The 23,732-nt window shown below is 68.6% G+C and carries 21 protein-coding genes; 4 read left to right on the forward strand and 17 right to left on the reverse strand.

What is annotated here, in order from left to right; translation table 11 throughout:
• Window positions 1-12: 12 nt before the first annotated feature.
• The 7 genes from L1Z78_RS24095 to L1Z78_RS24125 all read right to left on the reverse strand — a co-directional run bounded on the left by L1Z78_RS24095 (window position 13) and on the right by L1Z78_RS24125 (window position 7,175).
• On the reverse strand, window positions 13-960 hold the full coding sequence (locus L1Z78_RS24095) for a 2-hydroxyacid dehydrogenase (protein WP_234638857.1): 948 nt from the start codon (window positions 958-960) through the stop codon (window positions 13-15).
• A 62-nt stretch (window positions 961-1,022) separates the two neighbouring features.
• A complete protein-coding gene (locus L1Z78_RS24100) occupies window positions 1,023-1,994 on the reverse strand; it encodes a PDR/VanB family oxidoreductase (RefSeq protein ID WP_234638858.1) in 972 nt (323 codons plus the stop codon).
• A gap of 27 nt (window positions 1,995-2,021) precedes the next feature.
• Window positions 2,022-3,095 (reverse strand): aromatic ring-hydroxylating dioxygenase subunit alpha, encoded by a 1,074-nt coding sequence (locus L1Z78_RS24105; protein WP_234638859.1) that lies wholly within the window; start codon window positions 3,093-3,095, stop codon window positions 2,022-2,024.
• A gap of 21 nt (window positions 3,096-3,116) precedes the next feature.
• Window positions 3,117-4,466, reverse strand: coding sequence for an MFS transporter (locus tag L1Z78_RS24110; RefSeq protein WP_234638860.1), 1,350 nt, complete (start codon window positions 4,464-4,466; stop codon window positions 3,117-3,119).
• A 233-nt stretch (window positions 4,467-4,699) separates the two neighbouring features.
• Window positions 4,700-5,182, reverse strand: a complete 483-nt coding sequence (locus L1Z78_RS24115) for a MarR family winged helix-turn-helix transcriptional regulator (protein ID WP_234638861.1) — start codon at window positions 5,180-5,182, stop codon at window positions 4,700-4,702.
• Window positions 5,183-5,268: 86 nt separating this feature from the next.
• Complete coding sequence (locus tag L1Z78_RS24120) at window positions 5,269-6,348, reverse strand: aromatic ring-hydroxylating oxygenase subunit alpha (protein WP_234638862.1); 1,080 nt, start codon at window positions 6,346-6,348, stop codon at window positions 5,269-5,271.
• Window positions 6,349-6,410: 62 nt separating this feature from the next.
• On the reverse strand, window positions 6,411-7,175 hold the full coding sequence (locus L1Z78_RS24125; RefSeq protein WP_234638863.1) for a GntR family transcriptional regulator: 765 nt from the start codon (window positions 7,173-7,175) through the stop codon (window positions 6,411-6,413).
• 153 nt (window positions 7,176-7,328) lie between these two features.
• On the opposite strand from L1Z78_RS24125, the gene L1Z78_RS24130 reads away from it, so the two are divergent.
• Complete coding sequence (locus L1Z78_RS24130; RefSeq protein WP_234638864.1) at window positions 7,329-9,272, forward strand: alpha/beta hydrolase family protein; 1,944 nt, start codon at window positions 7,329-7,331, stop codon at window positions 9,270-9,272.
• A 4-nt stretch (window positions 9,273-9,276) separates the two neighbouring features.
• On the opposite strand, the gene L1Z78_RS24135 is transcribed toward L1Z78_RS24130, so the two are convergent.
• Window positions 9,277-11,103 carry an ABCB family ABC transporter ATP-binding protein/permease gene (locus L1Z78_RS24135; RefSeq protein WP_234638865.1) on the reverse strand — a complete coding sequence of 609 codons (1,827 nt, stop codon included), beginning with the start codon at window positions 11,101-11,103 and terminating at the stop codon, window positions 9,277-9,279.
• A gap of 41 nt (window positions 11,104-11,144) precedes the next feature.
• Here L1Z78_RS24135 and L1Z78_RS24140 point away from each other — a divergent pair, with 41 nt between their 5' ends.
• Entirely contained in the window at window positions 11,145-11,621 is a 477-nt protein-coding gene (locus L1Z78_RS24140) for an acyl-CoA thioesterase (RefSeq protein ID WP_234638866.1), read from the forward strand.
• Between the two features lie 75 nt (window positions 11,622-11,696).
• Here the strand turns inward: L1Z78_RS24140 and L1Z78_RS24145 are convergent, their stop codons facing one another.
• Entirely contained in the window at window positions 11,697-12,368 is a 672-nt protein-coding gene (locus L1Z78_RS24145) for a bactofilin family protein (RefSeq protein ID WP_234638867.1), read from the reverse strand.
• 221 nt (window positions 12,369-12,589) lie between these two features.
• Between L1Z78_RS24145 and L1Z78_RS24150 the strand changes: the two genes are divergently transcribed.
• Both L1Z78_RS24150 and L1Z78_RS24155 read left to right on the forward strand, forming a co-directional pair.
• A complete protein-coding gene (locus L1Z78_RS24150) occupies window positions 12,590-13,066 on the forward strand; it encodes a MarR family winged helix-turn-helix transcriptional regulator (RefSeq protein WP_234638868.1) in 477 nt (158 codons plus the stop codon).
• A complete protein-coding gene (locus L1Z78_RS24155) occupies window positions 13,063-14,448 on the forward strand; it encodes an MATE family efflux transporter (protein WP_234638869.1) in 1,386 nt (461 codons plus the stop codon). Before L1Z78_RS24150 ends, L1Z78_RS24155 begins: the two co-directional genes overlap by 4 nt.
• A gap of 34 nt (window positions 14,449-14,482) precedes the next feature.
• Here L1Z78_RS24155 and L1Z78_RS24160 read toward each other — a convergent pair whose 3' ends face one another.
• The 8 genes from L1Z78_RS24160 to L1Z78_RS24195 form a co-directional block, all read right to left on the reverse strand.
• Window positions 14,483-14,974, reverse strand: coding sequence for a thioesterase family protein (locus L1Z78_RS24160; RefSeq protein ID WP_234638870.1), 492 nt, complete (start codon window positions 14,972-14,974; stop codon window positions 14,483-14,485).
• Window positions 14,968-15,762: an enoyl-CoA hydratase gene (locus L1Z78_RS24165; protein ID WP_234638871.1), complete on the reverse strand. Its 795-nt coding sequence runs from the start codon at window positions 15,760-15,762 to the stop codon at window positions 14,968-14,970. The genes L1Z78_RS24160 and L1Z78_RS24165 overlap by 7 nt, the downstream gene beginning before the upstream one ends.
• 18 nt (window positions 15,763-15,780) lie before the next feature.
• Window positions 15,781-16,611: an acyl-CoA thioesterase gene (locus tag L1Z78_RS24170; RefSeq protein ID WP_234638872.1), complete on the reverse strand. Its 831-nt coding sequence runs from the start codon at window positions 16,609-16,611 to the stop codon at window positions 15,781-15,783.
• A 37-nt stretch (window positions 16,612-16,648) separates the two neighbouring features.
• Window positions 16,649-17,554, reverse strand: a complete 906-nt coding sequence (locus L1Z78_RS24175) for an alpha/beta fold hydrolase (protein WP_234638873.1) — start codon at window positions 17,552-17,554, stop codon at window positions 16,649-16,651.
• Between the two features lie 161 nt (window positions 17,555-17,715).
• The gene (locus tag L1Z78_RS24180; RefSeq protein WP_234638874.1) at window positions 17,716-18,912 is read right to left on the reverse strand and encodes an acetyl-CoA C-acyltransferase; all 1,197 of its coding nucleotides are present in this window, start codon (window positions 18,910-18,912) and stop codon (window positions 17,716-17,718) included.
• 23 nt (window positions 18,913-18,935) lie between these two features.
• Window positions 18,936-21,338 (reverse strand): 3-hydroxyacyl-CoA dehydrogenase/enoyl-CoA hydratase family protein, encoded by a 2,403-nt coding sequence (locus tag L1Z78_RS24185; protein WP_234638875.1) that lies wholly within the window; start codon window positions 21,336-21,338, stop codon window positions 18,936-18,938.
• A gap of 54 nt (window positions 21,339-21,392) precedes the next feature.
• A complete protein-coding gene (locus L1Z78_RS24190) occupies window positions 21,393-21,833 on the reverse strand; it encodes a DUF2147 domain-containing protein (RefSeq protein WP_234638876.1) in 441 nt (146 codons plus the stop codon).
• 70 nt (window positions 21,834-21,903) lie between these two features.
• Window positions 21,904-23,709: an acyl-CoA dehydrogenase C-terminal domain-containing protein gene (locus L1Z78_RS24195; RefSeq protein WP_234638877.1), complete on the reverse strand. Its 1,806-nt coding sequence runs from the start codon at window positions 23,707-23,709 to the stop codon at window positions 21,904-21,906.
• Window positions 23,710-23,732: the final 23 nt, after the last annotated feature.

Here is a 23,732-nt window from a genome sequence, read left to right on the forward strand (position 1 = left end):
ACGCTGAAGGGCTCAGGCCGTGACCGGCGAGACCAGCGGCCTGCCCTCCAGATGGCAGCGCATGTTGGCGATGAAGCGGTCCACCGAGGCCTGCACGGCCTCGGGCGACCAGCCTCCCACATGCGGGGTGAGCACCACGGCGTCGAGCTCCAGCAGCTCGGCCGGCGGCGCGGGCTCGCTTTCGTAGACATCCAGGCCCGCACCGGCCAGGCGGCCTTCGCGCACGGCTGCGGCCAGCGCGGTCGTATCGACCACGCTGCCGCGAGCGATGTTGACCAGATGCCCCTGCGGGCCCAGTGCGTCCAGCACCTCGGCATTGATGAGATGGCGGGTTTCTGCACCGCCCGGCGTGGCCACCAGCAGCACGTCGGCCCAGCGCGCCATCGGCAGCAGCCCGTCGAAGTAGCGATACGACAGCTCCGGGCGCGGACCGCGGTTGTGGTAGCCGATCTCCATGTCGAAGCCCAGCGCGCGCCGGGCGATCTTGGCACCGATGGCGCCCAGGCCCAGGATGCCCAGGCGCTTGCGGGAGACATTGGGCGGCAGCGGCAGGGCCGTGCGCCAGACACCGTCGCGCGTGGCGCGGTCCAGGCGCACCAGGCCGCGCACCGAGGCGATCACCAGGCCCATGGCGTGGTCGGCCACGCAGTCGTCATTGGTGCCGGCGCCATTGCCCACGGCAATGCCATGGGCCAGCGCATGGGCGACATCGATGTTCTCGTAGCCCGCGCCCAGGGCGCAGACCAGGCGCAATGCGGGCAGGCGCTGCATCTGCGCGGCCGACAGGCCGATGGAGCCGATCGTCAGCACGGCCTGGATGCGCGCGCCATGGGCGGCGATGGCCACCTCTCCCTGTGCGGCATCGGGCGCATAGATCAGCTCGAAGTCGGGAAAGGCCTGGGCCATCTGGCGCAGGTGGGCATCGGCGTTGAAGTTGAGGACGAGCAGGACAGCTTGCATGGCATGGAGCGAGGAACGGGAAAACCCCATTGTCCGCCGCTCTGCGCTGCCGAGCCCTGAACCTAGAGATCCAGCACCAGCCTGGACGACTTCGCGCGCGAGCAGCAGGGCAGGAACTGGTCGCAGGCGGCCTGCTCGTCCTCGGTCAGGTACATGTCGCGGTGCTCGGGCTGGCCCGAGAGCACGCGCGTCAGGCAGGTGCCGCACACGCCCTGCTCGCAGGAGGTCTGCACCTCCACGCCGATGGCGGCCAGGGCCTGGACCACGGTCTGTTCGGGCGCCACGCGCACCACCTGGCCCGTGCTGGCGACCTCGACCTCGAAGCCCGCGTCGCCCTCGCGCACCGCGGCCTCGCCCGCGAAGAACTCGTAGTGCAGGCGCGACTCCTCCCAGCCCGATGCGCGCGCCTGGTCCAGCGCCGCGTCCATGAAGCCCCTGGGGCCGCAGACGTACAGGTGCAGATCCTGCTGCGGCCTGCCCAGCAGCGCAGCCATGTCCAGCGCGCCGTTTGCCGCTTCATCATCCAGGTGCAGATGCACCTGGCCCGCCCAGGGCATGGATTGCAGCAGGCCGGCAAAGGCCATGCGGTCGCGCGAGCGCGCGCAGTAATGCAGCTCGAAGTCCGCGCCTTCGCGCGCCAGCTGCCGCGCCATGGCGAGGATGGGTGTGATGCCGATGCCCCCGGCCAGCAGCAGGTGGCGCGCGGGTCTGCCCGCGTGCAGCGCGAACAGGTTGCGCGGCGCGCCGATGGTGATCTGCTGGCCTTCGCCGAGCTGCTCGTGCACGGCCGCCGAGCCGCCGCGCGAGGCCGCATCGCGCAGCACGCCGACCACGTAGCTTGCCGCATCGGCGGGGTCGTTGCACAGCGAGTACTGGCGCACCAGGCCGCCGGGCAGGTGCAGGTCGATGTGCGCTCCAGCCGTGAAGGCCGGCAGGCTGTGGCCGTCCAGCGGCACCAGCTCCAGGCTGCAGATGTCCTGGGCTTCGGTGTGCTTGCGGGCGATGCGTACTTGGAGAGTGGCGTTCGTTTGCATGGGAAATCGTGGATCTTCCGGGGGAAATCAGGCGGTGGCCAGCGCCTGGGCACTGGCCTCGCGCAGCCGCTGAATGACGCGGCGCGCGCGGTTGGGGCCGGCATCGACGTGGATGTCGATGACCGGGCGTGCGCCGAAGCGCTGCTGGTTGCGGAACTGGGCCTCGATGACGACCTTGTCCTCCTCGAAGGTGGCCGCCGTCTGCTCGATCACCAGCTGGGTCGGGTCCTGCATCTGCGGGTGCGGGTTGGTGGCGATGGTCCAGAAGTAGTGGGCCGTGTGCTCGGTCTCGGGGGTCACGCCGTGAAACCCGCGCATGTGGAAGCCGTCGCGCAGCGGGTCGTCCAGCCTGCCGCCGCCCACGTCCATGGCGCCGGTCCAGATGCGCACGTGCGAGGGGTGGAATTCCACCTCCTGCCAGCGGTCGATGCGGCCCTTGAACGGCCAGGCGGCCGCATAGGTCGGCGGAGGATCGGAGTCGGGCATCCAGCGCACGACCCTGACCATGTCGCCTTCCTGGCTGACCTTGAGCTCGGCGTTCATGTGGATGGCTGCATTGCCGCCGATGGTCTTGAGGTGCACATAGCCCAGGTGGCTCAGGTCCAGCAGGTTGTCATGGATGAGCTGGTAGGGCGCGTCGTAGTGGTAGACACCGCCGCCGAAGCGATAGCGCGGATCGCCGTGCACGGGGTAGGCGGGCGGCTCTTCGGTGGGGACGGAGCCGGGCGTGGCGCCCATCCAGATCCACAGGATCTGGTCGCGCTCGCGCAGCTCGAACGACTTCACACAGGCCTTGGCCGGTATGCGCTGCTGGCCCGGGATCTCCAGGCACCGGCCCGCGCGGTCGAACAGCAGGCCGTGGTAGCCGCAGCGCAGGCCGCGCACCTCCACCGTACCGCAGGACAGCGGCAGCTCGCGGTGGCAGCAGCGGTCCTCCAGCGCGGCGACGCTGCCGTCGGGCGTGCGAAACAGCACGACGGGGCGGCCCAGCAGGGTACGCGCCAGCGGCGCGTCCTTCAATTCCCAGGCAAAGCCTGCGACATACCATTGGTCCAATGGAAAGGCCGGTGCGACGCAGGGGGCCATGGCGACTTCGGGCATGGGGAGTCTCCTTTGCTTCGTTCAATGCGCGGACAGCGCCTGGCGCCCCGCTGCGGGCGTGTCGGCGCCGGGGCCCTTCAGGCGGTGCAGGGACACGATGACGGCGGCGAGCACGAAGGTCGCGCCATAGCCCACATACAGCTGGCTGGCGGACCACGAGGCATCGAGCAGCGTGCCTGCGACCATGGGCGAGACGATGGCGCCCATGCGGCCCACACCGATGCCCCAGCCCACGCCCGTGGCACGCACCTCGCTGCCATAGACCATGGGGGCGATGGCGTAGAGCCCGGCCACGCAGCCGTTGACGAAGACGCCGATCAGAAAGGCCAGCGCATACGACAGCGCCAGCGAACCCGGGTTGCTGACGATGAAGCACAGCAGCACGGCCGTGGCCAGCATGAAGCCGGCCAGCGCGCGGTGCACGGGGTAGCGCGCGGCCAACAGGCCCAGCAAGGTGGCGCCCAGGATGCCCCCCAGGCTCAGCAGCACGCCGCCGGTCACGCCCTGCTCGGGCGTCAGGCCCGAGGCGGCCAGCAGCTTGGGGGTCCAGCTCATGACGAAGTAAAAGCCGAACATCACCGCGAAGAACGACAGCCAGACCAGCAGCGTGGGCCGGCGCAGGCCCGGCGCGAGCAGTTGCAGCGGTCCGCGCGCCCGCTGCACCGATGCGGGCGCTGCCGGCGGCAGGACGTCCAGCAAAGGCAGACCCAGCCGGCGCACCAGGGCGTTGAGCCGGGACAGGGCACGCTCGGGCCGGCGCGCCAGCAGGAAGTCCATGGATTCGGGCAGGCGCCACCAGGCCAGCAGCAGCACGGCCAGCGTGACGCCACCGCCGAACAGGAAGACCGCGCGCCAGTCATAGTGGCCCAGCAGCCATACCGCGATGGAGCCGCCGATGCTGGCGCCCAGCGCATAGCCGGTGGACTGCAGCGTCACCGCCAGGCTGCGCCAGCGCTGCGAGGCGTATTCGCTGGCGATCACGTTGCTGCACGCCAGGATGCCGCCCACGCCCAGGCCGGTGAGCACGCGCAGCGCGGCGAGCTGGGTGGCGCTCTGGCTCCAGGCCGAGCCCAGCATGCCCACGCCGGAGACGGCCAGGCAGGCCAGGATCAGCGGCCTGCGACCCAGCCGGTCGGCCCAGGGCGCGATCAGCAGCGAGCCGGCGGCCATGCCGAACAGGCCGGCACTGAGCAGAAAGCCGAGCTGGGCGCCGCTCAACTGCCAGTGCGCGGACACGGCCGAGGCCGTGAAGGCCATGACCAGCACGTCGAAGCCGTCGATCATGTTGAGCACCATGCACAGCGCGATCACCGACCACTGAAAGCCGGTCATGGGCCGCTGGTCGACGCTGGAGCGCAGATCGGCGCTCATGGCCGCCGCTCCTGTGCCCGCCTGGGGCAAACGACAAGGGATGGCGCGGCGCGCAGCCGCCATGGCAAGGGATGGGTCATCGTGGTCTCCTGGGTGAAGCCTTTTGCCAGGCTTTCTGGATTTGATTCAGCATACTGAATGTGATTCAGTTTACTGAATCATGATGGGCATCAAGCCCGGGGATTTCCCGCAGCGGCGCGGTTCAGGCCCTGTTCACGGCGGGGGCGCGGCCCTCAGTCGGAAGACGGCGTATCGCCGGCATCGCGCCCGTCCTGCCCGTCGTGCAGTTGCACGAACTTGCGCAGCAGGCGCTTGAACTCCGCCTGCTCGGCAGGCTCCAGCGCGGCCAGCATGCGCTCGTGCAGCTCGTGGACATTGGGGACGAAGCCGCGCAGCATGGCCTCTCCCTCGGCCGTGAGCGTGAGGCTGCGCTGGCGCCGGGGCAGGATCTCGCGGCGCACCCAGCCCTTGGCTTCCAGCCGCGCCGCGATGTCGGCCGTGGTGGAGTTGTCCAGCGCCACCAGGCGTGCCAGCGTGACCTGGTCGATGCCCGGCTTTTCCTGGAGCATGCGCAGGATGGCGTACTGCACGGGCGTCACCTCGGGCCCCAGCACATCGCGGAACAGTTGCGCCGCGATCTGCTGCGCGCGCCGGATCAGGTGGCCCGGCTGGTCGTAGAGGTCGAGCGAAAGCGGATCGGAGGCGGAATGGTCCATCGGGGGCGGCAGGCCTTGCGGCCACGGGGTTGAAGCCCGCCGAGGTTACTCCATGCGCAGCGCCTCTCATGCCGGTCCCCGTGCCTTCAGGCCGCCGCAGTTGCCAGCTCGGCCACGGCCGCCGCCTGCTGCTCCTGCGCGATCAGCTTGTCGATGACGCGCCGCGACTGCACGCCGCCCGCGTCGATGTTGAGCTTGAGCAGCTTGCGATCGGGGTGGGCGCCGAGGTTGCGCTGCTGCAGCTCCAGCATCTCCAGGTCCTCGCTGAAGATCTTGTGCTGGCCTTCGCGGATGCGGGCCGTGACCTCGGCGTCGCCCGGATTGAAGCGGCGCGCCATGCCCCAGAAGTACCACATGGACTCCTCGGTCTCGGGCGTGATGAAGTCCACCACCATGCTGTAGACCTTGTGCTCGTCCGGCGCGTCGTACCCGCCATGGCCCGCGTGGGCCACGCCGACCTCGATCAGCACATGGCTGGGCGGCGTGAAGCGGCACACCTGCCAGCGGTCCACGGGCACGTCGTCGGCCAGGCCGTTGCTGCGCAGCGCCATCTTCCAGAACGGCGGCGCGGGGATGTCGTGCATGAAGCGGCTGGTGACCACCTCGACATCGGCGCCCTCGCCGCGCGTCTCGGTCTTGCAGGGCGTCTCGTCGATCTCGGCCTGGCCGATGGAGCTGGCGTGCACATAGGTCTCGTGCGTCAGGTCCATGAGGTTGTCGATCATCAGCCGGTAGTCGGCCTGGATGTGGAACATGCCGCCGCCGTAGGCCCATTCGGGGTTGTCGTGCCAGGGCAGCTCGGGAATCAGCGCGGTGTCGGCCAGGGCCTTGTCGCCGGGCCAGACCCAGATGAAGCCATGGCGCTCGGCCACGGGGTAGCTGCGGATCTCGGGAAAGCCGCGCACGCGCTGGCCCGGCATGGCGATGGTCTTGCCGTCGCAGCCCATCTCCAGCCCGTGGTAGCCGCAGACCAGCTTGCCTTCGCAGACAAAGCCCAGCGACAGCGGGGCACCCCGGTGCGGGCAGAAGTCCTCGACCGCGGCGATGCCTTCCAGCGAGCGGTAGAAGACGATGCGCTCGCCGCAGATGCGCCGGCCCAGCGGCTTGTCCTGGATCTCTTCGGACGTGGCCGCCACGTACCAGGTGTTCTTGGGGAATGTGCTCATGGGGGTCTCCTTTTTTTGGGTATCTGCGGCCTGCTCGGCCGCCAGGGGAAAGCTGCGCCGCGTCAGGCCTGGGCGCGTATCAGCTGCACGCCGGGCACGGCATGGCTGCCGGGCTCGCTGACGGCCTCGCGCAGGTTGCGGCGCGCGATGCGCGAGTGCTCCTTCATCAGCGCCTCGGCCCGCGCGCCTTCGCGCGCGGCGATGGCGTCCAGCACCTGGCGGTGCTGGTCCTGGGCGATCAGCAGGCTGTGGCGCGCGCGCGGCGAGCCGGCGCGCGCCAGCACGAAGCCCGAGGGAGAGGCAAAGGGCATGCGCACCACGCGCTCCAGCTCGCGCTGCATGACGCTGCTGTCGGCCATGGCGTGCAGCAGGTCGTGGAATTCGGAGTTCAGCGCCACATAGCGCGAGAAGGCTTCATCGCCCCAGTCGGGCGATTCCAGCACGCGGTCGATGGCGTCCAGGCAGCGCCCGGCGCGCGCCAGCAGCGGCTCGGCCACGCCGCGCTCCGCCGCCCAGCGCGCGGCCAGGCCCTCGAGCGTGCCGCGCAGCTCGATGGCGTCGGCCACATCGGCTTCGGAGAACAGGCGCACGCGGTAGCCGCGCCCGCCCGCCATGGCTTCGAGCAGGCCTTCCTGCTCCAGCCGCATCAGCGCGGCGCGCACCGGCGTGCGGGAGATGCCCAGGCGCTGCACCACGGTGAGCTCGGCAATGCGCTCGCCCGCGGGCAACTCGCCCGCGAGGATCATCTCGCGCAGTTGCAGCTGGGCCTTGATGACCTGGGAATGGCTTTCCTGTTCGGCGCTGGCGGGGACCAGAGGTGGGCTCATGTTCTTCGTGGGTTTTGATGCGAGACCGGGTCAAATGTATACAAACAAGGCCATTTATGGCCAGTAATTTGCCTGAACCAAGGGTAAAACCTATATAGATGTATACATTCGCAAGCCAGAAGGCTTGCGATCTGCCGGCTTGAATACAGTGCCATGGCATCATGGGTGCGTCCGTTTTCCCTGCCACAGCCACCCCGGAGGTCTCTTTTGCCGACGTCTTCTTCCCCATCCGCACAGGCCGCCCGCTCCCTCGTCCCGCCACCCGCCTACCCGCTCAAGGACTTCTTCCGCAACCCCGAGCGCGGCTTCTTTCGCCTGTCCGATGACGGCGCGATGCTGGGCTTCATGCAACCCGTCAGCGTGAACGGCCAGCCTGCGCGCATGAACATCCATGTCCAGCCCCTGGACGGCAGCCAGCCCGTCGGCGAACCCCGCCGGCTCACGGCGGAGACCGAGCGCGACATCAGCAACTTCTTCTGGAAGGGCTCGGACGTGGTGCTCTACCAGAAGGATTTCGGCGGCGACGAGAACTTCCACGTGCTGGCCGTCAACGCCGCCACCGGCGAGGCCAGCGACCTGACGCCATGGGACGGCGTGCGCGCCGGCATCGAGGATGACCTGGAGGACGATCCCGACCATGTGCTGATCAGCCACAACCGGCGCGACCCCGAGGTCTTCGATGTCTACCGCGTCAACGTGCGCACGGGCGCCGCCGCCCTGGTGGCACAGAACCCCGGCAACATCGTCGGCTGGCGCACGGACCACGCGGGCCGGGTGCGCGCGGCCGTGGCCAGCGACGGCCTGAACACGGCCCTGCTCTACCGCGACGACGAGTCCGCCGAGTTCCGCACCCTGGTGGCCACCGACTACCGCACCAACGTCAGCCCGGCCTTCTTTACCTTCGACGACCGCAAGCTGTACGCGCTGTCCAACCGGGGCCGGGACAAGCTGGCCCTGGTGGTGATCGACCCGGCCACGCCCGAGGCGGAAGAGGAGATCTTCGTGCCCGGCGAGGTGGACCTCGACGCAGCCGCCTATTCACGCAAGCGCCGCGTGCTGACCCTGGCCGCCTACCAGACCGACAAGCCCCAGTACCACTTCTTCGATGCCGAGACCCGGGCCCTGTACGGCCGGCTGGCGGCGCAGTTGCCCGGCTACGACTTCGCCATCCAGGGCGGCAACCGCGCCGAGGACAAGTTCATCGTCGCCGCCTACAACGACCGCACGCCGGGCGCGCGCTACCTCTACGACGCGACCGCCGACACGCTGGCCAGGCTGGCCGACATCAACCCCGCCATCCCCGAGGCGGACATGTCGCACGTGCAGCCCATCCGCTACACCAGCCGGGACGGCCTGACCATCCACGGCTACCTGACGCTGCCGGCCGGCCGCGCGGCGAAGAACCTGCCCTGCATCATCCACCCCCACGGCGGCCCCTGGGCCCGCGACGGCTGGGGCTACAACGCCGAGGTGCAGTTCCTGGCCAACCGGGGCTATGCCGTGCTCCAGATGAACTTCCGGGGATCGACGGGCTATGGCCGCGCCTTCTGGGAAGCCGGCTTCGGCCAGTGGGGCCTGAAGATGCAGGACGACATCACGGACGGCGTGCAGTGGCTCATCGCCCAGGGCATTGCCGACCCCGCGCGCATCGCCATCTACGGCGGCAGCTACGGCGGCTACGCCACGCTGGCCGGCGCGGCCTTCACGCCCGAGCTGTACGCCGCCGCCGTGGACTATGTGGGCGTGTCCAACCTGTTCACCTTCATGAAGACCATCCCGCCCTACTGGAAGCCGCTGCTGGACCAGATGCACGCCATGGTGGGCGACCCCGAGAAGGACAGCGAGCGCCTGGCCGCCACCTCGCCGGCCCTGCACGTGGACCGCATCAAGGCGCCGCTGTTCATCGCCCAGGGCGCGCGCGATCCGCGCGTCAACAAGGACGAGAGCGACCAGGTGGTCAAGGCGCTGCGCGAGCGCGGCGTCGAAGTGGAGTACATGGTCAAGGACAACGAGGGCCACGGGTTCCACAACGACGAGAACAAGTTCGAGTTCTACGAGGCCATGGAGCGCTTCCTGCGCGCGCACCTGAAGCCCTGAGGGCCTACAGCGCAGCGGCCTCCCCGCTTTGCTGCATGGCCCACATGTCCGCATAGCGCCCGCCCGCCGCGATGAGACGGGCGTGGCTGCCGCGCTCGACGATGCGGCCCGCGTCCATGACCAGGATCTCGTGCGCATCGACCACGGTGGACAGGCGGTGGGCGATCACCAGCGCCGTCTTGTTCTGCGCGGCGCTGTGCAGCTCGGCCTGGATGGCGCGCTCGTTGGCCGAGTCCAGGGCCGAGGTGGCCTCGTCGAAGATCAGGATGGGCGGGTTCTTGAGCAGGGTGCGCGCGATGGCCACGCGCTGCTTTTCCCCGCCTGACAGCTTCAGCCCCCGCTCGCCCACGCGCGTGGCATAGCCCTCGGGGGTGGCTTCGATGAAATCGTGGATGCGCGCCGCGCACGCGGCGGCCACCACCTCCTCGCGGCCCGCGCCGGGCCGGCCATAGGCGATGTTGTATTCCACCGTGTCGTTGAACAGCACCGTGTCCTGGGGCACGATGCCGATGGCGCGGCGCACGCTGTCCTGGGTCAGCGCGCGCAGGTCCTGGCCTGCGATGCGCACCTGGCCGCCCTGCACGTCGTAGAAGCGGAACAGCAGCCGCGCCAGCGTGCTCTTGCCCGACCCCGAAGGGCCGACCACGGCCACGGTCCTGCCGGCGGGGATGGTGAAGCTCACGTCCTTCAGGATGGGACGCGCCGGGTCGTAGGCGAAGTCCACGTGCTCGAAGCGCACCTCGGGCGGGCCGCCCTCCACGGACAGCGGCCGGGCCCCGGGCGCATCGGCCACCTCGCGCTCCTTGTCCATGAGCGTGAACATGCGCTCCAGGTCGGTCAGGCTCTGCTTGATCTCGCGGTAGATCACGCCCAGGAAGCCCAGCGGGATGTACAGCTGGATCATGAAGGCATTGACCATGACCAGGTCGCCCAGCGACAGCCGCCCGTCCACCACGCCCTGCGTGGCGCGCCAGAGGATGGCGACCAGGGCCGTGGCGATGATCAGTTGCTGCCCGCAGTTGAGCAGGCTCAGCGTGCTCTGGCTCTTGAGGCGCACGCGGCGCAGCTGCTCCAGGTTCTCGTCGTAGCGGCGCGCCTCGAAGGCCTCGTTGCCGAAGTACTTGACGGTCTCGTAGTTCAGCAGCGAATCGATGGCCTTGGCATGGGCCGCAGACTCCTGGGCATTGGCCTCGCGCCGAAAGCGCGTGCGCCACTCGGTGACCGTGATCGTGAAGGTGATGTAGAACACCAGCGCCGCCAGCGTGATGGCCGCGAACCAGACATCGAAGCGCAACGCCAGGATGCCCAGCACCAGGCCCATCTCGATGAAGGTGGGCAGGATGCTGTAGAGCGAGTACGAGATCAGCGATTCGGTGCTGCGCACGCCACGCTCGATGTCGCGCGTCATGCCGCCGGTCTGGCGCTCCAGGTGAAAGCGCAGGCTCAGCGCATGCAGGTGCTCGAAGGTGGACAGCGCGATGGCCCGCGAGGCGCCCTGCGTGGCCTTGGCGAAGACCAGGTCGCGCAGCTCGGTGAACAGCGAACTGGAAAAACGCAGCAGGCCGTAGGCCAGCAGCAGCGCCACGGGCACGGCGAGCACGGCCCGCGGATCGCCGGGCTTGAGGTCCAGCGCATCGACCAGGTGCTTGAGCAGCACGGGCACGCCCACGTTGGCGAGCTTGGCGCCGACCATGAACAGCAGCGCGGCCAGCACGCGCCACCTGTACTGCCACAGATAGGGCAGCAGCCGCCGCAATGCATTCCAGTCCCGGGACGGTGCCGGGGTCGAGACTAAGGGTAAATCCGGAGTGGGAGCGCTTTCGCGTCGCATGACAGACAATTCTCGGTTGTTATATTGACCTGATTGTGCCCATGCCTCCCCGCCCCGACCTCCCACCCCATCCCCTGCCCGCAGACAAGGAGCTGGTGCTCAAGGTCATCCCCATGCCCGCCGACGTCAACGCCAATGGCGACATCTTCGGCGGCTGGGTCATGGCGCAGGTCGACCTGGCAGGCTCGGTGCTGCCATCGCGCCTGGGCCAGAGCCGCATGGTCACCGTGGCCGTCAACGAGTTCATCTTCAAGCAACCGGTGCGCGTGGGCGACATCCTGTCGTTCTACTCCAGCGTGCAGCGCGTGGGCCGCACTTCGGTGACGGTGGATGTCGAGGTCTATGCCGAGCGCTTCGCCGACCAGGGCCGCTTCGTCAAGGTGACCGAAGCCCTGCTGACCTATGTGGCCATCGACGCCCAGGGCAAGCCCCAGTCGCTGCCGGACAATGAGCAGGTGCGTTCCTGGCGCGCGTCGGCCGAGCGCAATGCGGAACGCAAGCAGCAGCAGGCCGGCTGAACCCGCCTGAGCCTGTGCAGCCATGAAAAAAGCGACCTTCGCAGGTCGCTTTTTCATTTCCGGTGCAGGAATGGCTCAGGCCAGCGATGGCGTGACGCGCGGCTGCAGCGAGGCGGCTGCGCTGGCCGCAGCCAGGGCAGCGGAGCTGCTGGCGGCGCTGTCGCTGGAGGCGGCCGACGAGGAAGACAGGCTGGAGGCGCCGGACGCCACGGCCGAACTCGACGAGGACGAGCGCGGCGAGGAGCCCGCCTCGATCTGGCCCGTGAGTTCGCCGCCCTCTTCGATCACCACCTTGCCGTAGCGGATCTTGCCGCTGACCTTGCCCGTGCCGTAGATCACCAGCTTCTCGCGCACGGTCAGGGTGCCGTCGAACACGCCATGGATCTCGGCGATGTCGATCTCGGCCGTGCCGTGGAAGGCGCCCTGCTCGGCGATCTGGATCACGCGCGAGTCCATGGTGGCCTCGACCGTGCCTTCCACCACCAGGGTGTCGCAGTCCGTGATCTCCACGCCCTTGAGCTTGATGTTGGGGCCCACGGTGAGTTTGCTGCCGCCCGAGGCTTCCTCCGCCGGCGCCGCAGCCGCCTGGCGCTGGGTCACGGGTGTCCCCAGGCCGGAGCCGGAGTTCAGGGCGCCCGAGGGACTGGTGCCGCTGGAACCCGCAGAGCCAACACCGCTGCCCAGCGTGTTACGTGAGGTGAATGCATCGTTGTCGCGCTTGCCAAAGAACGGGTTCTGAACAGCCATGGGTGGGTCTCCTTCGGAAAAATCCGATGCTACGCACACGAACTGGCAACAAATGACGGCATCTCGCAATAACGGTAACGAGATGGTTCTCCCGTTTCATGTGCTTGCAAGCCTTGCGGGATCACACACCATGCACGCAAGGCGTCGTGCACAGGACAAACACAGATCAATACGTGCATCTACACTTATCCAAATTCCCGCCACCTGACTCCAGCCTCCACATGCCGTCTCCATCCTCTCTTGGGCCCCAGGCCTCCGATCCGGTCTGCACCTGCTTCATGGTGCGCAGCCTGTCGCGCAAGATCTCCCAGCTCTACGACGACACGCTGGCACCCAGCGGCCTGCGCGGCACGCAGTTCAGCCTGCTGATGCAGGCGCGGCGTGCGCCCGACGGACCGCCCACGGTCTCGGCCCTGGCCGAGCAGTTGCACACCGATCGCACGACCATGACCCGCAACCTGCGCACGCTGCAGCAGGCCGGCTGCATAGCACTGGTGCCCGGGGCCGATGCACGCAGCCGCTGCGTCGTCGTCACCCCCGAAGGTCTGGTCAAGATCCGCGAAGCCGCGGCGCTGTGGCGCCAGGCCCAGCAACGCGTGCGCGAGCTGTGCGGAGCCGAGCGCATAGGCGCGCTGGAGAGCCTGGTGCTGGGCATGCTGCCCGTGCTGGAAACCGCCACGGTGGAGAGCGACGCATGAGCACCACCCTGCCCACGCCCGGGGGCCCTGCGCCGGCCGCCGCCACACCGGCAGCGGCCCACCCGCTGCTGCAAGGCCCCATCGCCTCCACGCTGCTGCGCCTGGCCGTGCCCAACATGGTGGCGCTGAGCATGTCGGTGCTGGTGGCCGTGGCGGAGACCTACTACGTGGGCCGCCTGGGCACGGTGTCGCTGGCGGCCATGGCCCTGGTGTTCCCGCTGGCCATGCTCACGCAGATGATGAGCAACGGCGCCATGGGCAGCGGCGTGTCCTCGGCCATCAGCCGCGCGCTGGGCGCGGGCGACGCGCAGCGCGCCTCGGCCCTGGCGCTGCACGCCATCGTGATCGGCGCCATCGCCGGCCTGCTGTATTCACTCGTCTTCGTGCTGTGCGGCGCCACCTTCTACGGCTGGCTGGGCGGCAGTGGCGAGGTGCTGTCCGCCGCCACGGGCTTCGGCGCCGTGCTGTTCAGCGGCGCCATCCTGGTGTGGCTGTGCAACACCCTGGCCTCGGTGGTGCGCGGCACGGGCAACATGCGCCTGCCCTCGGCCGTGGTGTTTGCGGCGGCCCTGGTGCAGATCGTGGTCGGCGGCGCGCTCGGCCTGGGGCTGGGGCCCATGCCGCGCTGGGGCATGCCGGGCGTGGCCATCGGCAACATCGTGGCCATGGCGCTGGCCGTGGCCGCCTTTCTTGCCTATCTGCAATGGGGCCAGCAGCGCCTGCAACTGGCCTGGCGCAACCCGCGCCTGTCCTGGCCCATGTTCCGCGACATCCTGCGCGTGGGCGCCCTGGCCTGCCTGTCGCCGGTGCAGACGGCACTGGCCGCGCTGCTGCTGACGGGCATGGTGGCGCGCCTGGGCCCCATGGCCCTGGCCGGCTACGGCATAGGCCAGCGGCTGGAGTTCCTCCTGATTCCCATGGCCTTCGGCGTGGGCATGGCCGCCGTGCCCATGGTGGGCATGGCCATGGGTGCGGGCCAGGTGGCGCGTGCGCGGCGCGTGGCCTGGACGGGCGGCGCCATGGCGGCCGCCCTGCTGGGTGCATTGGGCCTGGTGGTCATCGCCTGGCCACGCCTGTGGTCGGGCCTGTTCACCAGCGATGCGGCCGTGCTGGCCCATGCCGACCTGTACCTGCGCACGGTGGGACCGGCCTTCGGCCTGTTCGGCCTGGGGCTGGTGCTGTACTTCGCCTCGCTGGGCGCGGGCCGTGTGTGGGCGCCGGTGCTGGCCGGCACGGTGCGCCTGCTGATCGTGGTGGGCGGCGGCAGCTGGCTGATGGCCAGCGGCCACGGCACGGCCCTGTCCCTGTTCATCCTGGTGGCCGTGGCCATGGCCGCCTATGGCGCGGGCACGGCATGGGCCGTGTGGCGCGCGCGCTGGTGAACGGCAGAGGCCGCCCCTTCAGGGCGGCCATGGTTCAGGAAACGATGTACGCAGCCGTTCCCGTGGACAGCAGCGTGCCGTCGGCCGCCAGGAACTCCATGCGCGTATTGGCCACGCGCGAGCCCAGGCGCAGCACCTCGGCGCGCAGGATGAACTCGCTGCCGATGCCGGGACGCAGGTAGTCCACGCGCAGGTCGATGGTGCCCAGGCGAGCGAAGCGGTGCAGGCGCTGCAGCGGCGCGTCATCCATGTGCTTGGCGCCAATGGCGGCCATCACCGCCAGGCCGCCCATGGAGTCCAGCCCCGCGCTGATCACGCCGCCGTGGATGCGCTGGTAGGCCGCATGGCCCACCAGCTCGGGGCGCATGGCGATGCGGCCTTCCACGCGCTCGGGCCGCACCTCGGTGATGCGCAGGCCCAGCACCTGGTTGAAGGCGATCTGGCGCTCGAACACGTCGCGCAGCCCGGCGATGAACTCGGGCTCGAACTGCACGGGCACCGTGGAGGCCTTCGTGGATTTCAGCACTGGCTGAAGTCCGGCTTGCGCTTCTCCATAAAGGCGGTGAACGCCTCCTTGGCAGCAGGGCCAGACATCAGCTTGCCGAAGCTCGCGCCCTCCTCGGCCATGCGCTCGCGCACCAAGCCGGACTGGCCGGCCTTCATGAGGCGCTTGGTTTCGATCAGGGCCGACAGCGGCTTGGCGGCCAGCTTCCTGGCCTGTGCCTGGGCCAGTGCATTGCATTCGCTGGGGGGCACGACGCGGTTGACCAGGCCCACTTCCAGGGCGGCTTCGGCCAGGAAGGGCTCGCCCAGCAGCAGGGCCTCGGCCGCGCGGTGGTAGCCGAGCATCTGGGGCAGCAGCAGGCTGGAGGCCGCTTCGGGGCACAGGCCCAGGTTCACGAAGGGCAGGGAGAAGGCGGCGTTGTCGCCCGCATAGACCAGATCGCAGTGCAGCAGCAAGGTGGTGCCTATGCCTACGGCCGGGCCGCAGACGGCGGCGACCACGGGCTTGGGAAAGGCGGCGATGTTGTGCAGGAAGCGCCAGACGGGGCGCTCGCCCGCCTCCTGCTTCGGAGCACCGCCGGCGGACTGCTTGAGGAAGTCGGCGATGTCGTTGCCGGCACTGAAGATGGCCATGTCGCCCTGGAAGACCACGCAGCGCACGGTCGTGTCCTCGGCCGCCTGGGCCAGGGCATCGGCCATGCTGGCGTACATGGCTTCGGTGATGGAGTTCTTCTTGTCGGCGCGGTTGAAGGTGATGGTGCAGACACCGGCTTCGGTGTGCACCAGGATGTCCTGGGTATTTTCGCTCATGATGGTCTGTGCCCTTGCCTATTCCTTGAAATACACGATCTGGTGGCTGCTCGCCAGCATCACGCCGGCCTCGCTCCACAGCTGGGCGCTCTGGTCGAAGAAGCCGTTGCGAAACTCCTGGCCACGCGCCTGGGCCAGCAGATGGCCCGTGCCCGCGGCGGCGAGTTCCTCGCGCCCCGCATGGAAGTACACGGTGATGGAGACCGTGCCCGCCGGGGTGCGCTGCGCGCGGCGCAGCCACACGCGCGGGAAGAATACGTCAGCCACGCCGGCCAGCGCGCAAAAATCCAGCGGACGCTGCGGATGGTCGCGCACCCACAGCCGCGTCAGGCTGTCGGACTCCCGGCCATCCCAGGCCTGGGGGATGATGCCGTCCAGGAAGCGCATGTCGTAGCGGTTGAGCCACTCCACGCCGCCCAGTGGCGGCACGCGCGGCACGCGGTCGGGCGCGGGCACCTCGGGCATGGCCAGGTCCGTGCCGCCCCAGGTGCTGCGCCGCACTGCCGTGACGGCGGTGGCCGTGGTCACGACCTGGGCATCGCCATCCTGGTCGGGCTGGGTGATGGTCAGCAGCCAGTGCTGGGTGGAGCGGTTGGTGCGCACGGGCCGGGCTTCGATGTCGAAGCGCCCTTCGGCCAGGGCCGCCGCGTAGTTCACGGTGATGGACAGCGGATCGCCCAGGCACAGCGGGTGCTGCTGGATGGCGCGCACCAGCGACGCCGCAGTGATGCCGCCATACGGCCCCACCATGTTCCAGTAGTCCTGCGTGGTCTGGCCCTGGTAGTGGCCCACGGCGCCGGTGGGCGCGAGCGCCACGGCCTGGTCGAGAGGATGGATGTCTGTGCTCATGGCAGATGAGTGTGATGGCAAGCGGCGCCCGCGTCCGTCAAGCCGGCGACTCCGACAGTGAGGGAAAGCGCGGGTACTCGCCTGCCGGCACGGGCTTCTTCACCCAGGCCGCGAGCGTGGCCTCGGCCCGGCTCCAGAGTGCTTCACGCATTTCGGCGCGAAAGAATCCGAAGTGTCCTATGCGCCGCAGTTGCAGGGATTTCGGCTCGATGTGCTCGATATGGCTGGGCGCATTGGCGTACAGCGCGAACAGGTGCCGGGTGCCGCGCAAGGTCATGAGTTCGTCGTCGCTCATGGACAGCGCCATCACCGGAAAGCGCACGGCCGCATAGCTGCGCGCCGCCGCGTCGCCCTCGGCACCCACGCTGTAGCGCGGATCCAGGCACCAGCGCCGCCACTGCAGCATGACGCCGGCCGGCAGATCCCCCACCTTGCGCAGGCGCCGGCCCGGAAAGTAGCCGCACAGGCGCGTGGCCACGGGCACCAGCACATGCCAGAAATAGGGAACCATGCGCTTGAGGCGCGGCGCGTTGTCGCGCCAGTAGCCGCTGCCGGCCGCGACGCTCAGCAGGCCATCCACCCGCTGCGGCGCGCGCAGCAGGCCGGGCAATTGGGCGCCCAGGCTGTGGCCGACCAAAAACAGCGGCTGGTCGGGCAGTTGTGCCTTGGCATGGGCAATCACGGCCTCGTAGTCGCGCGCCCAGTCGCAGAGATCGGCACGGACTTCGCGCAGGGGGCCTTGCAGCGAGTCGCCGTGGCCCCGGTAGTCGAAGCTGGTGACGCGGTAGCCCTGCCCCGCCAGCCAGGTGGCGAAGGCCTCGTAGAAGGCCTGGCGCACGCCCATGGCGCCGCCGATGACCACGCTGGCGCGCGGCGGCCCCTCGGGCGTGTAGACGCGCAGCGCCAGCGTGGCGCCGTCGCTGACCAATTGCTGCTGTTCCATGGCGGTCTCCTTTTCGGTGCCGCAATTTGCAAGGGCACCAGGTACAGAACCGGTGCGGCCCAACTCAGAGACACCGAGGAAGGGCCGCCCCGCACCGAAGGTGTCGTCCCCCTCCCGCGTGCAAGAGAGGGGGAAGCGGCAAAGCCGCTCAGGGGGTGGTGCTACACCCGCTCGAAGATGCCGGCGGCGCCCTGGCCCATCCCGACGCACATGGTCACCATGCCGTAGCGCAGCTGCTTGCGGCGTAGCGCATGCACCACGGTGGCCGAGCGGATGGCGCCCGTGGCACCCAGCGGGTGGCCCAGGGCGATGGCGCCACCCATGGGGTTGACCTTGGCGGGGTCCAGGCCCAGCGTGTTGACCACGGCCAGCGACTGGGCCGCAAAGGCTTCGTTGAGTTCGAACCAGTCGATGTCGTCCTGCTTGAGGCCGGCATAGCGCAGCGCGGCCGGGATGGCCTCGATGGGGCCGATGCCCATGATGGCGGGCGGCACGCCCTTGCTGGCATAGCTCACGAAGCGCGCCAGCGGCGTGAGGCCGAAGCGCTGCACGGCGGCGCCGCTGGCCAGGATCAGCGCGCCCGCGCCGTCGCTGGTCTGCGAGCTGTTGCCTGCCGTCACCGAGCCACGCGCCGCGAACACGGTGCGCAGCTTGGCCAGGCCTTCCAGGCTGGTGTCGGGACGCGGGCCTTCGTCGAGGTCCACGGTGCGCGTGCGCGCCACGGGCTCGCCCTTGGCCAGGTCCAGACCGCGGTCGGTGACCGCTATGGGCGTGATCTCGTCCTTGAACTCGCCGGCCTGCTGGGCCGCGAGGGCACGGCGGTGCGATTCCAGCGCGAAGGCGTCCTGCGCATCGCGCGAGACCTTCCACTGCTGGGCCACCTTCTCGGCCGTCAGGCCCATGCCGTAGGCGATGCCCACGTCACCATCGCGCTCGAAGATCGATGGCGACAGCGAGGGTGCGTTGCCCATCATGGGCACCATGCTCATGCTCTCGACACCGGCCGCGATCATCACATCGGCCTCGCCCACGCGGATGCGATCGGCCGCCATGGCCACGGCCGACAGGCCCGAGGCACAGAAGCGGTTCACGGTGATGCCGCCCACGCTGGTGGGCAGGCCCGCCAGCACGGCGCCGATGCGCGCCACGTTCAGGCCCTGCTGGGCCTCGGGGATGGCGCAGCCGCAGATGATGTCCTCGATGGCGGCCGGGTCCAGCCCCGGCACCTGGTCCAGAGCGGCCTTCAGCGTGGTCGCCAGCAGGTCGTCGGGACGGTAGTTGCGGAAAAAGCCCTTGTGCGAGCGGCCGATGGGCGTGCGCGTGGCGGCGACGATGTAGGCGTCTTGGATTTGCTTCATGTCTTGTCTCTCCTCGGCCTGCCTCAGTTGCGGACAGGCTTGCCGGTGTTGAGCATTCCGAGAATGCGCTCATGCGTTTTGGGATGCCCGATCAGATGGCAGAACGCCTTGCGTTCGAGCTTCATCAGATAGGCTTCGTCCACCAGGGTGCCTGCATCCACGTCGCCGCCGCAGACCACTTCGGCGATCAGGCTGGCCACATGCTGGTCGAACTCGCTGATGAAGCCGCCGTCGCGCATGTTGACCAGCGAGCCCTTGATGGTGGCGATGCCGCTGCGGCCCGCCACCGGGAAGCTGCGCGGCAGCGGCGGGCGCCAGCCGCCGGCGGCCATGGCCTTGGCCTCGTTGATGGCGACGAACAGCAGCTCGTCCTTGTGCGGAACGATGAGGTCGCTGTCCAGCAGGTAGCCCAGCTTGCGCGATTCGATGGCGCTGGTGCCCACCTTGGCCATGGCCGCGGCCGTGAAGCCTTCGGTCAGGAAGGGCAGCAGGTCCTTGCCCGTGCTGGTGGCGGCGTTCTCGGCCGCGCGGCGCGCGATGTAGGTCAGGCCGCCCGCGCCGGGCACCAGGCCCACGCCGACTTCCACCAGGCCGATGTAGCTTTCCATGTGGGCCACGCGGCGCGCGCTGTAGACGGCCAGCTCGCAGCCGCCGCCCAGCGCCATGCCATGGATGGCGGCGACCACGGGCACCTGGGCATAGCGGATGCGCAGCATGAGGTTTTGCAGCTCCTGCTCCACGCTTTCGATGGCGTCGGCGCCACCGATCACGAAGGCCGGCATGGTGGCCTCCAGGTCGGCGCCCACGCTGAACGGCGCGTCGCCCGACCAGATGACCATGCCCTGGAAGTCGGCCTCGGCCACGTCCACGGCCTCCATCAGGGCCTCCATGACCTCGGGGCTGATGGCGTGCATCTTGTTCTTGATGCTGGCGATCAGCACCTGGCCATCCAGCGTCCAGGTGCGCAGCGCCTTGGATTCGGCAATCGTCGTGCCGGCCGTCCTCCAGTCGGGCAGGCTGTCTTCGCCCAGCAGCTTTTCGGGGAAGATCTGGCGCTCGTAGACGGGCAGCACGCGGCGGGGCACGAACTGGCCCAGTGCGGGGCTCCACGATCCTTGCGCCGTGTGCACGCCACCGGCCTCGGCCACGGGGCCGTCGAAGACCCACCTGGGCAGGGGCGCCTTGCTCAATGCCTTGCCGGCATCAATGTCCTCCTGGACCATCTTCGCCACTTCCAGCCAGCCGGCTTCCTGCCACAGCTCGAACGGGCCCTGCTTCATGCCGAAGCCCCAGCGCATGGCCTGGTCCACATCACGTGCCGACTCGGCAATGCTCTCCAGATGGATGGCCGCGTAGTGGAAGCTGTTGCGCAGGATGGCCCACAGGAAGCGACCCTGCGCGCCCTCGGCATTGCGCAGCAGCTTCAGGCGCTCGGCGGCGGGCTTCTTGAGCATGCGGCCATAGACCTCGTCGGCCTTGCCGCCGGCGGGCACGTAGTCCTCGCTGTCCAGTTCGAACTGCAGGATGTCGCGGCCGACCTTCTTGTAGAAGCCCTTCTTGGCCTTCTGGCCCAGGTTGCCCAGCTCGATCAGCTTGGCCAGCACGGGCGGCGTGCCGAAGCTGGCGTAGAAGGGATCGGTCTCGGCGCTGAGATTGTCCTGCAGCGTCCTGATCACATGGGCCATGGTGTCCAGGCCCACCACGTCGGCCGTGCGGAAGGTGCCGCTGGAGGCACGGCCCAGCTTCTTGCCGGTGAGGTCATCGACCACGTCGAAGGTCAGGCCGAAGTTCTCGACCTCTTTCATGGTGGCCAGCATGCCGGCGATGCCGATGCGGTTGGCGATGAAGTTGGGCGTGTCCTTGGCGCGCACCACGCCCTTGCCCAGGCCGCTGGTGACGAAGGCTTCGAGCTGGTCCAGCACCACGGGCTGCGTGGTCGGCGTGGCGATCAGCTCCACCAGCGGCATGTAGCGCGGCGGGTTGAAGAAGTGGATACCGCAAAAGCGCGGCTTGATCGCGTCGGGCAGCGCCTCGGACAGCTTGGTGATGGACAGGCCCGAGGTGTTGGACGCCACGATGGCGAGCTTGGCCACATGGGGCGCTATCTTGGTGTACAGGTCGAGCTTCCAGTCCATGCGCTCGGCAATGGCCTCGATGATCAGGTCGCAGCCCTTGAGCAGCTTGAGGTGCTCCTCGTAGTTGGCGGGCTGGATCAGGTCCGCGTCCTCGGCCACGCCGATGGGCGAAGGCTTGAGCTTCTTGAGGTTGGCGATGGCGCGCTCGGCGATGCCGCTTTTCGGGCCTTCCTTGGCGGGCAGGTCGAACAGCACCACGGGCACCTTGACATTGACCAGATGGGCGGCGATCTGCGCTCCCATCACGCCAGCGCCGAGCACGGCGACTTTCTTCACATTGAATCGGGACATGGATGTTCCACAAGTGGGAGGAAGGAGGCCGCTGCGGCCACCCTCCGGAATGGTTTACTGCACGCGCACCCAGGTCTGGGTGCGGCCGAAGGGGCCGATGGAGCCGCGCACCTCGAGCTTGGCGCCGTTCTCGATGGGGGTCAGGCGCAGGGTGTAGGTCTTGCCGTTCTCGGGATCGAGGATCTTGCCGCCCTCCCAGACGTCCTTGCCCTCGGCCTTCCTGGCGCCGCGGATGATCTCCAGCCCCTTGAGCGGCTGGCCCTTGCGGTCGTCCGAGCATTCCGTGCAGGTGGCGGCCGGATCGGCGCCCTTGCGCAGGATCTGCTCGATGCGGCCCGTGACCACGCCTTCGTTCTCGGCAATGCGGATCTCGGACTTGGCCTCGCCGCTCTTGTCGTCCACGCTCTTCCACAGGCCAACGGGCGTCGTCTGCGCCTGTGCAGCAGCCGCCACCAGGCCCAGGACCATCGCTGCCAGTGCTTGATATGCCTTCATTTCAAACCCCTTTCTCCTTGAGAGGGAGGCCGGGCCGCGGGCCCGGCGCTCCGTTGCCGAGAACCGAGGATCAGGCCAGGGCCGCGTCCGTGTCCATCAGCGACTTGCTGCCAGCACGGGCCGTGCGCATCAGCGTGGCGGTCTCGGGGAACAGCTTGGCGAAGTAGAAGCGGGCAGTCTGCAGCTTGGCCTGGTAGAACGGGTCGGTATTGCCCTTGGCGATCTCGCGCAGCGCCACCTGGGCCATGCGGGCGAAGAAGTAGCCGAACACCAGGTGGCCCGCCACACGCAGGTAGTCCACGGACGCCGCGCCCACCTCGTCGGGGTTCTGCATGCCCTTGAAGCCGATCTCGGTGGTGAACTTGGTCATCTGGTCGCCCAGGTAGGCGATGGGGTTGATGAACTCGGCCATCTTCTCGTTGACGCCCTCTTCCTCCACCAGCTGGGCCACCAGCTTGCCGAACTTCTTGAGCGAGGCACCCTGGTTGCCCAGCACCTTGCGGCCCAGCAGGTCCAGCGCCTGGATGCCGTTCGTGCCTTCGTAGATCATGTTGATGCGCGCATCGCGCACGAACTGCTCCATGCCCCATTCGGTGATGAAGCCATGGCCGCCATAGACCTGCTGGCTCATGGTGGTGGCCGTCCAGCCGTTGTCGGTGATGAAGGCCTTGACGATGGGCGTCAGCAGCGCCACCAGCTCGGCGCTGTCCTTGCGCACCTTCTCGTCGGGGTGGTTGAACTCCTTGTCGATCAGGAAGGCGCAGTAGGTGACCAGGGCGCGGCCGCCCTCGGCATAGGCCTTGGCCGTCAGCAGCATGCGGCGCACATCGGGGTGGACGATGATGGGATCGGCCGGCTTGTCCTTGGCCTTGGTGCCCGACAGGCTGCGCATCTGCAGGCGGTCCTTGGCATAGGCCAGGGCGTTCTGGTAGGCCACCTCGGTCAGGCCCAGCGACTGGTTGCCCACGCCCAGGCGCGCGGCATTCATCATCACGAACATGGCCTGAAGGCCCTTGTTCGGCTGGCCCACCAGGGTACCGATGGCGCCGTCGATGTTGATCTGGGCCGTGGCATTGCCGTGGATGCCCATCTTGTGTTCCAGCGCACCGCAGAAGATGGGATTGCGCTCGCCCAGCGAGCCGTCGGCCTTGACCACGAACTTGGGCACGACGAACAGGCTGATGCCCTTGGAGCCGGGGGGCGCATCGGGCAGGCGGGCCAGGACCAGGTGGACGATGTTCTCGGTGAAATCATGCTCGCCGGCGCTGATGAAGATCTTGTTGCCGGTGATCCTGTAGGTGCCTTCGGGCGCGCCGGCCACGGGCTCGGCCTTGGTGCGCAGCAGGCCCAGGTCGGTACCGCAATGGGGCTCGGTCAGGCACATGGTGCCGGTCCACTCGCCGCTGGTCAGCTTGGGCAGATACAGTTTCTTCTGTTCTTCCGTGCCATGGGCGTGCAGCGCTTCATAGGCGCCGTGCGAAAGGCCCGGGTACATGGTCCAGGCCTGATTGGCGCTGTTGAGCATCTCGTACAGCGCCGAATTGACCGCGAAGGGCAGGCCCTGGCCGCCGTAGGCCGTGTCGCAGGACAGCGCGGGCCACCCACCCTCCACGTACTTGCGGTAGGCCTCCTTGAAGCCCTTGGGCGTGGTGACCTCATGGGTCTCCTTGTTCAGCACGCAGCCCTCGGCATCGCCGCTGATGTTCAGCGGGAAGGCCACATTGGCCGCGAACTTGCCCGCCTCCTCGAGCACGGCATTGATGGTGTCGGCATCCACCTCGGCATGGGCGGACATCTGCCGGTAGTCGTCAGTGACCTTGAACACCTCGTGCATGAGGAATTGCATGTCGCGCAGGGGCGGGTTGTAGCTGGGCATTTGTCTTCTCCTGTGATGTCGGG

The organism is Delftia tsuruhatensis, from assembly GCF_903815225.1.
Lineage (GTDB): Bacteria > Pseudomonadota > Gammaproteobacteria > Burkholderiales > Burkholderiaceae_C > Comamonas > Comamonas tsuruhatensis_A.

Excerpts from the sequence above, each read along its gene's own strand:
- L1Z78_RS24095 (WP_234638857.1), bottom strand. The coding sequence starts at position 960 with ATGCAAGCTGTCCTGCTCGTCCTCAACTTCAACGCCGATGCCCACCTG.
- L1Z78_RS24100 (WP_234638858.1), bottom strand. The coding sequence starts at position 1,994 with ATGCAAACGAACGCCACTCTCCAAGTACGCATCGCCCGCAAGCACACC.
- L1Z78_RS24105 (WP_234638859.1), bottom strand. The coding sequence starts at position 3,095 with ATGCCCGAAGTCGCCATGGCCCCCTGCGTCGCACCGGCCTTTCCATTG.
- L1Z78_RS24110 (WP_234638860.1), bottom strand. The coding sequence starts at position 4,466 with ATGAGCGCCGATCTGCGCTCCAGCGTCGACCAGCGGCCCATGACCGGC.
- L1Z78_RS24115 (WP_234638861.1), bottom strand. The coding sequence starts at position 5,182 with ATGGACCATTCCGCCTCCGATCCGCTTTCGCTCGACCTCTACGACCAG.
- L1Z78_RS24120 (WP_234638862.1), bottom strand. The coding sequence starts at position 6,348 with ATGAGCACATTCCCCAAGAACACCTGGTACGTGGCGGCCACGTCCGAA.
- L1Z78_RS24125 (WP_234638863.1), bottom strand. The coding sequence starts at position 7,175 with ATGAGCCCACCTCTGGTCCCCGCCAGCGCCGAACAGGAAAGCCATTCC.
- L1Z78_RS24130 (WP_234638864.1), top strand. The coding sequence starts at position 7,329 with ATGGCATCATGGGTGCGTCCGTTTTCCCTGCCACAGCCACCCCGGAGG.
- L1Z78_RS24135 (WP_234638865.1), bottom strand. The coding sequence starts at position 11,103 with ATGCGACGCGAAAGCGCTCCCACTCCGGATTTACCCTTAGTCTCGACC.
- L1Z78_RS24140 (WP_234638866.1), top strand. The coding sequence starts at position 11,145 with ATGCCTCCCCGCCCCGACCTCCCACCCCATCCCCTGCCCGCAGACAAG.
- L1Z78_RS24145 (WP_234638867.1), bottom strand. The coding sequence starts at position 12,368 with ATGGCTGTTCAGAACCCGTTCTTTGGCAAGCGCGACAACGATGCATTC.
- L1Z78_RS24150 (WP_234638868.1), top strand. The coding sequence starts at position 12,590 with ATGCCGTCTCCATCCTCTCTTGGGCCCCAGGCCTCCGATCCGGTCTGC.
- L1Z78_RS24155 (WP_234638869.1), top strand. The coding sequence starts at position 13,063 with ATGAGCACCACCCTGCCCACGCCCGGGGGCCCTGCGCCGGCCGCCGCC.
- L1Z78_RS24165 (WP_234638871.1), bottom strand. The coding sequence starts at position 15,762 with ATGAGCGAAAATACCCAGGACATCCTGGTGCACACCGAAGCCGGTGTC.
- L1Z78_RS24170 (WP_234638872.1), bottom strand. The coding sequence starts at position 16,611 with ATGAGCACAGACATCCATCCTCTCGACCAGGCCGTGGCGCTCGCGCCC.
- L1Z78_RS24175 (WP_234638873.1), bottom strand. The coding sequence starts at position 17,554 with ATGGAACAGCAGCAATTGGTCAGCGACGGCGCCACGCTGGCGCTGCGC.
- L1Z78_RS24180 (WP_234638874.1), bottom strand. The coding sequence starts at position 18,912 with ATGAAGCAAATCCAAGACGCCTACATCGTCGCCGCCACGCGCACGCCC.
- L1Z78_RS24185 (WP_234638875.1), bottom strand. The coding sequence starts at position 21,338 with ATGTCCCGATTCAATGTGAAGAAAGTCGCCGTGCTCGGCGCTGGCGTG.
- L1Z78_RS24190 (WP_234638876.1), bottom strand. The coding sequence starts at position 21,833 with ATGAAGGCATATCAAGCACTGGCAGCGATGGTCCTGGGCCTGGTGGCG.
- L1Z78_RS24195 (WP_234638877.1), bottom strand. The coding sequence starts at position 23,709 with ATGCCCAGCTACAACCCGCCCCTGCGCGACATGCAATTCCTCATGCAC.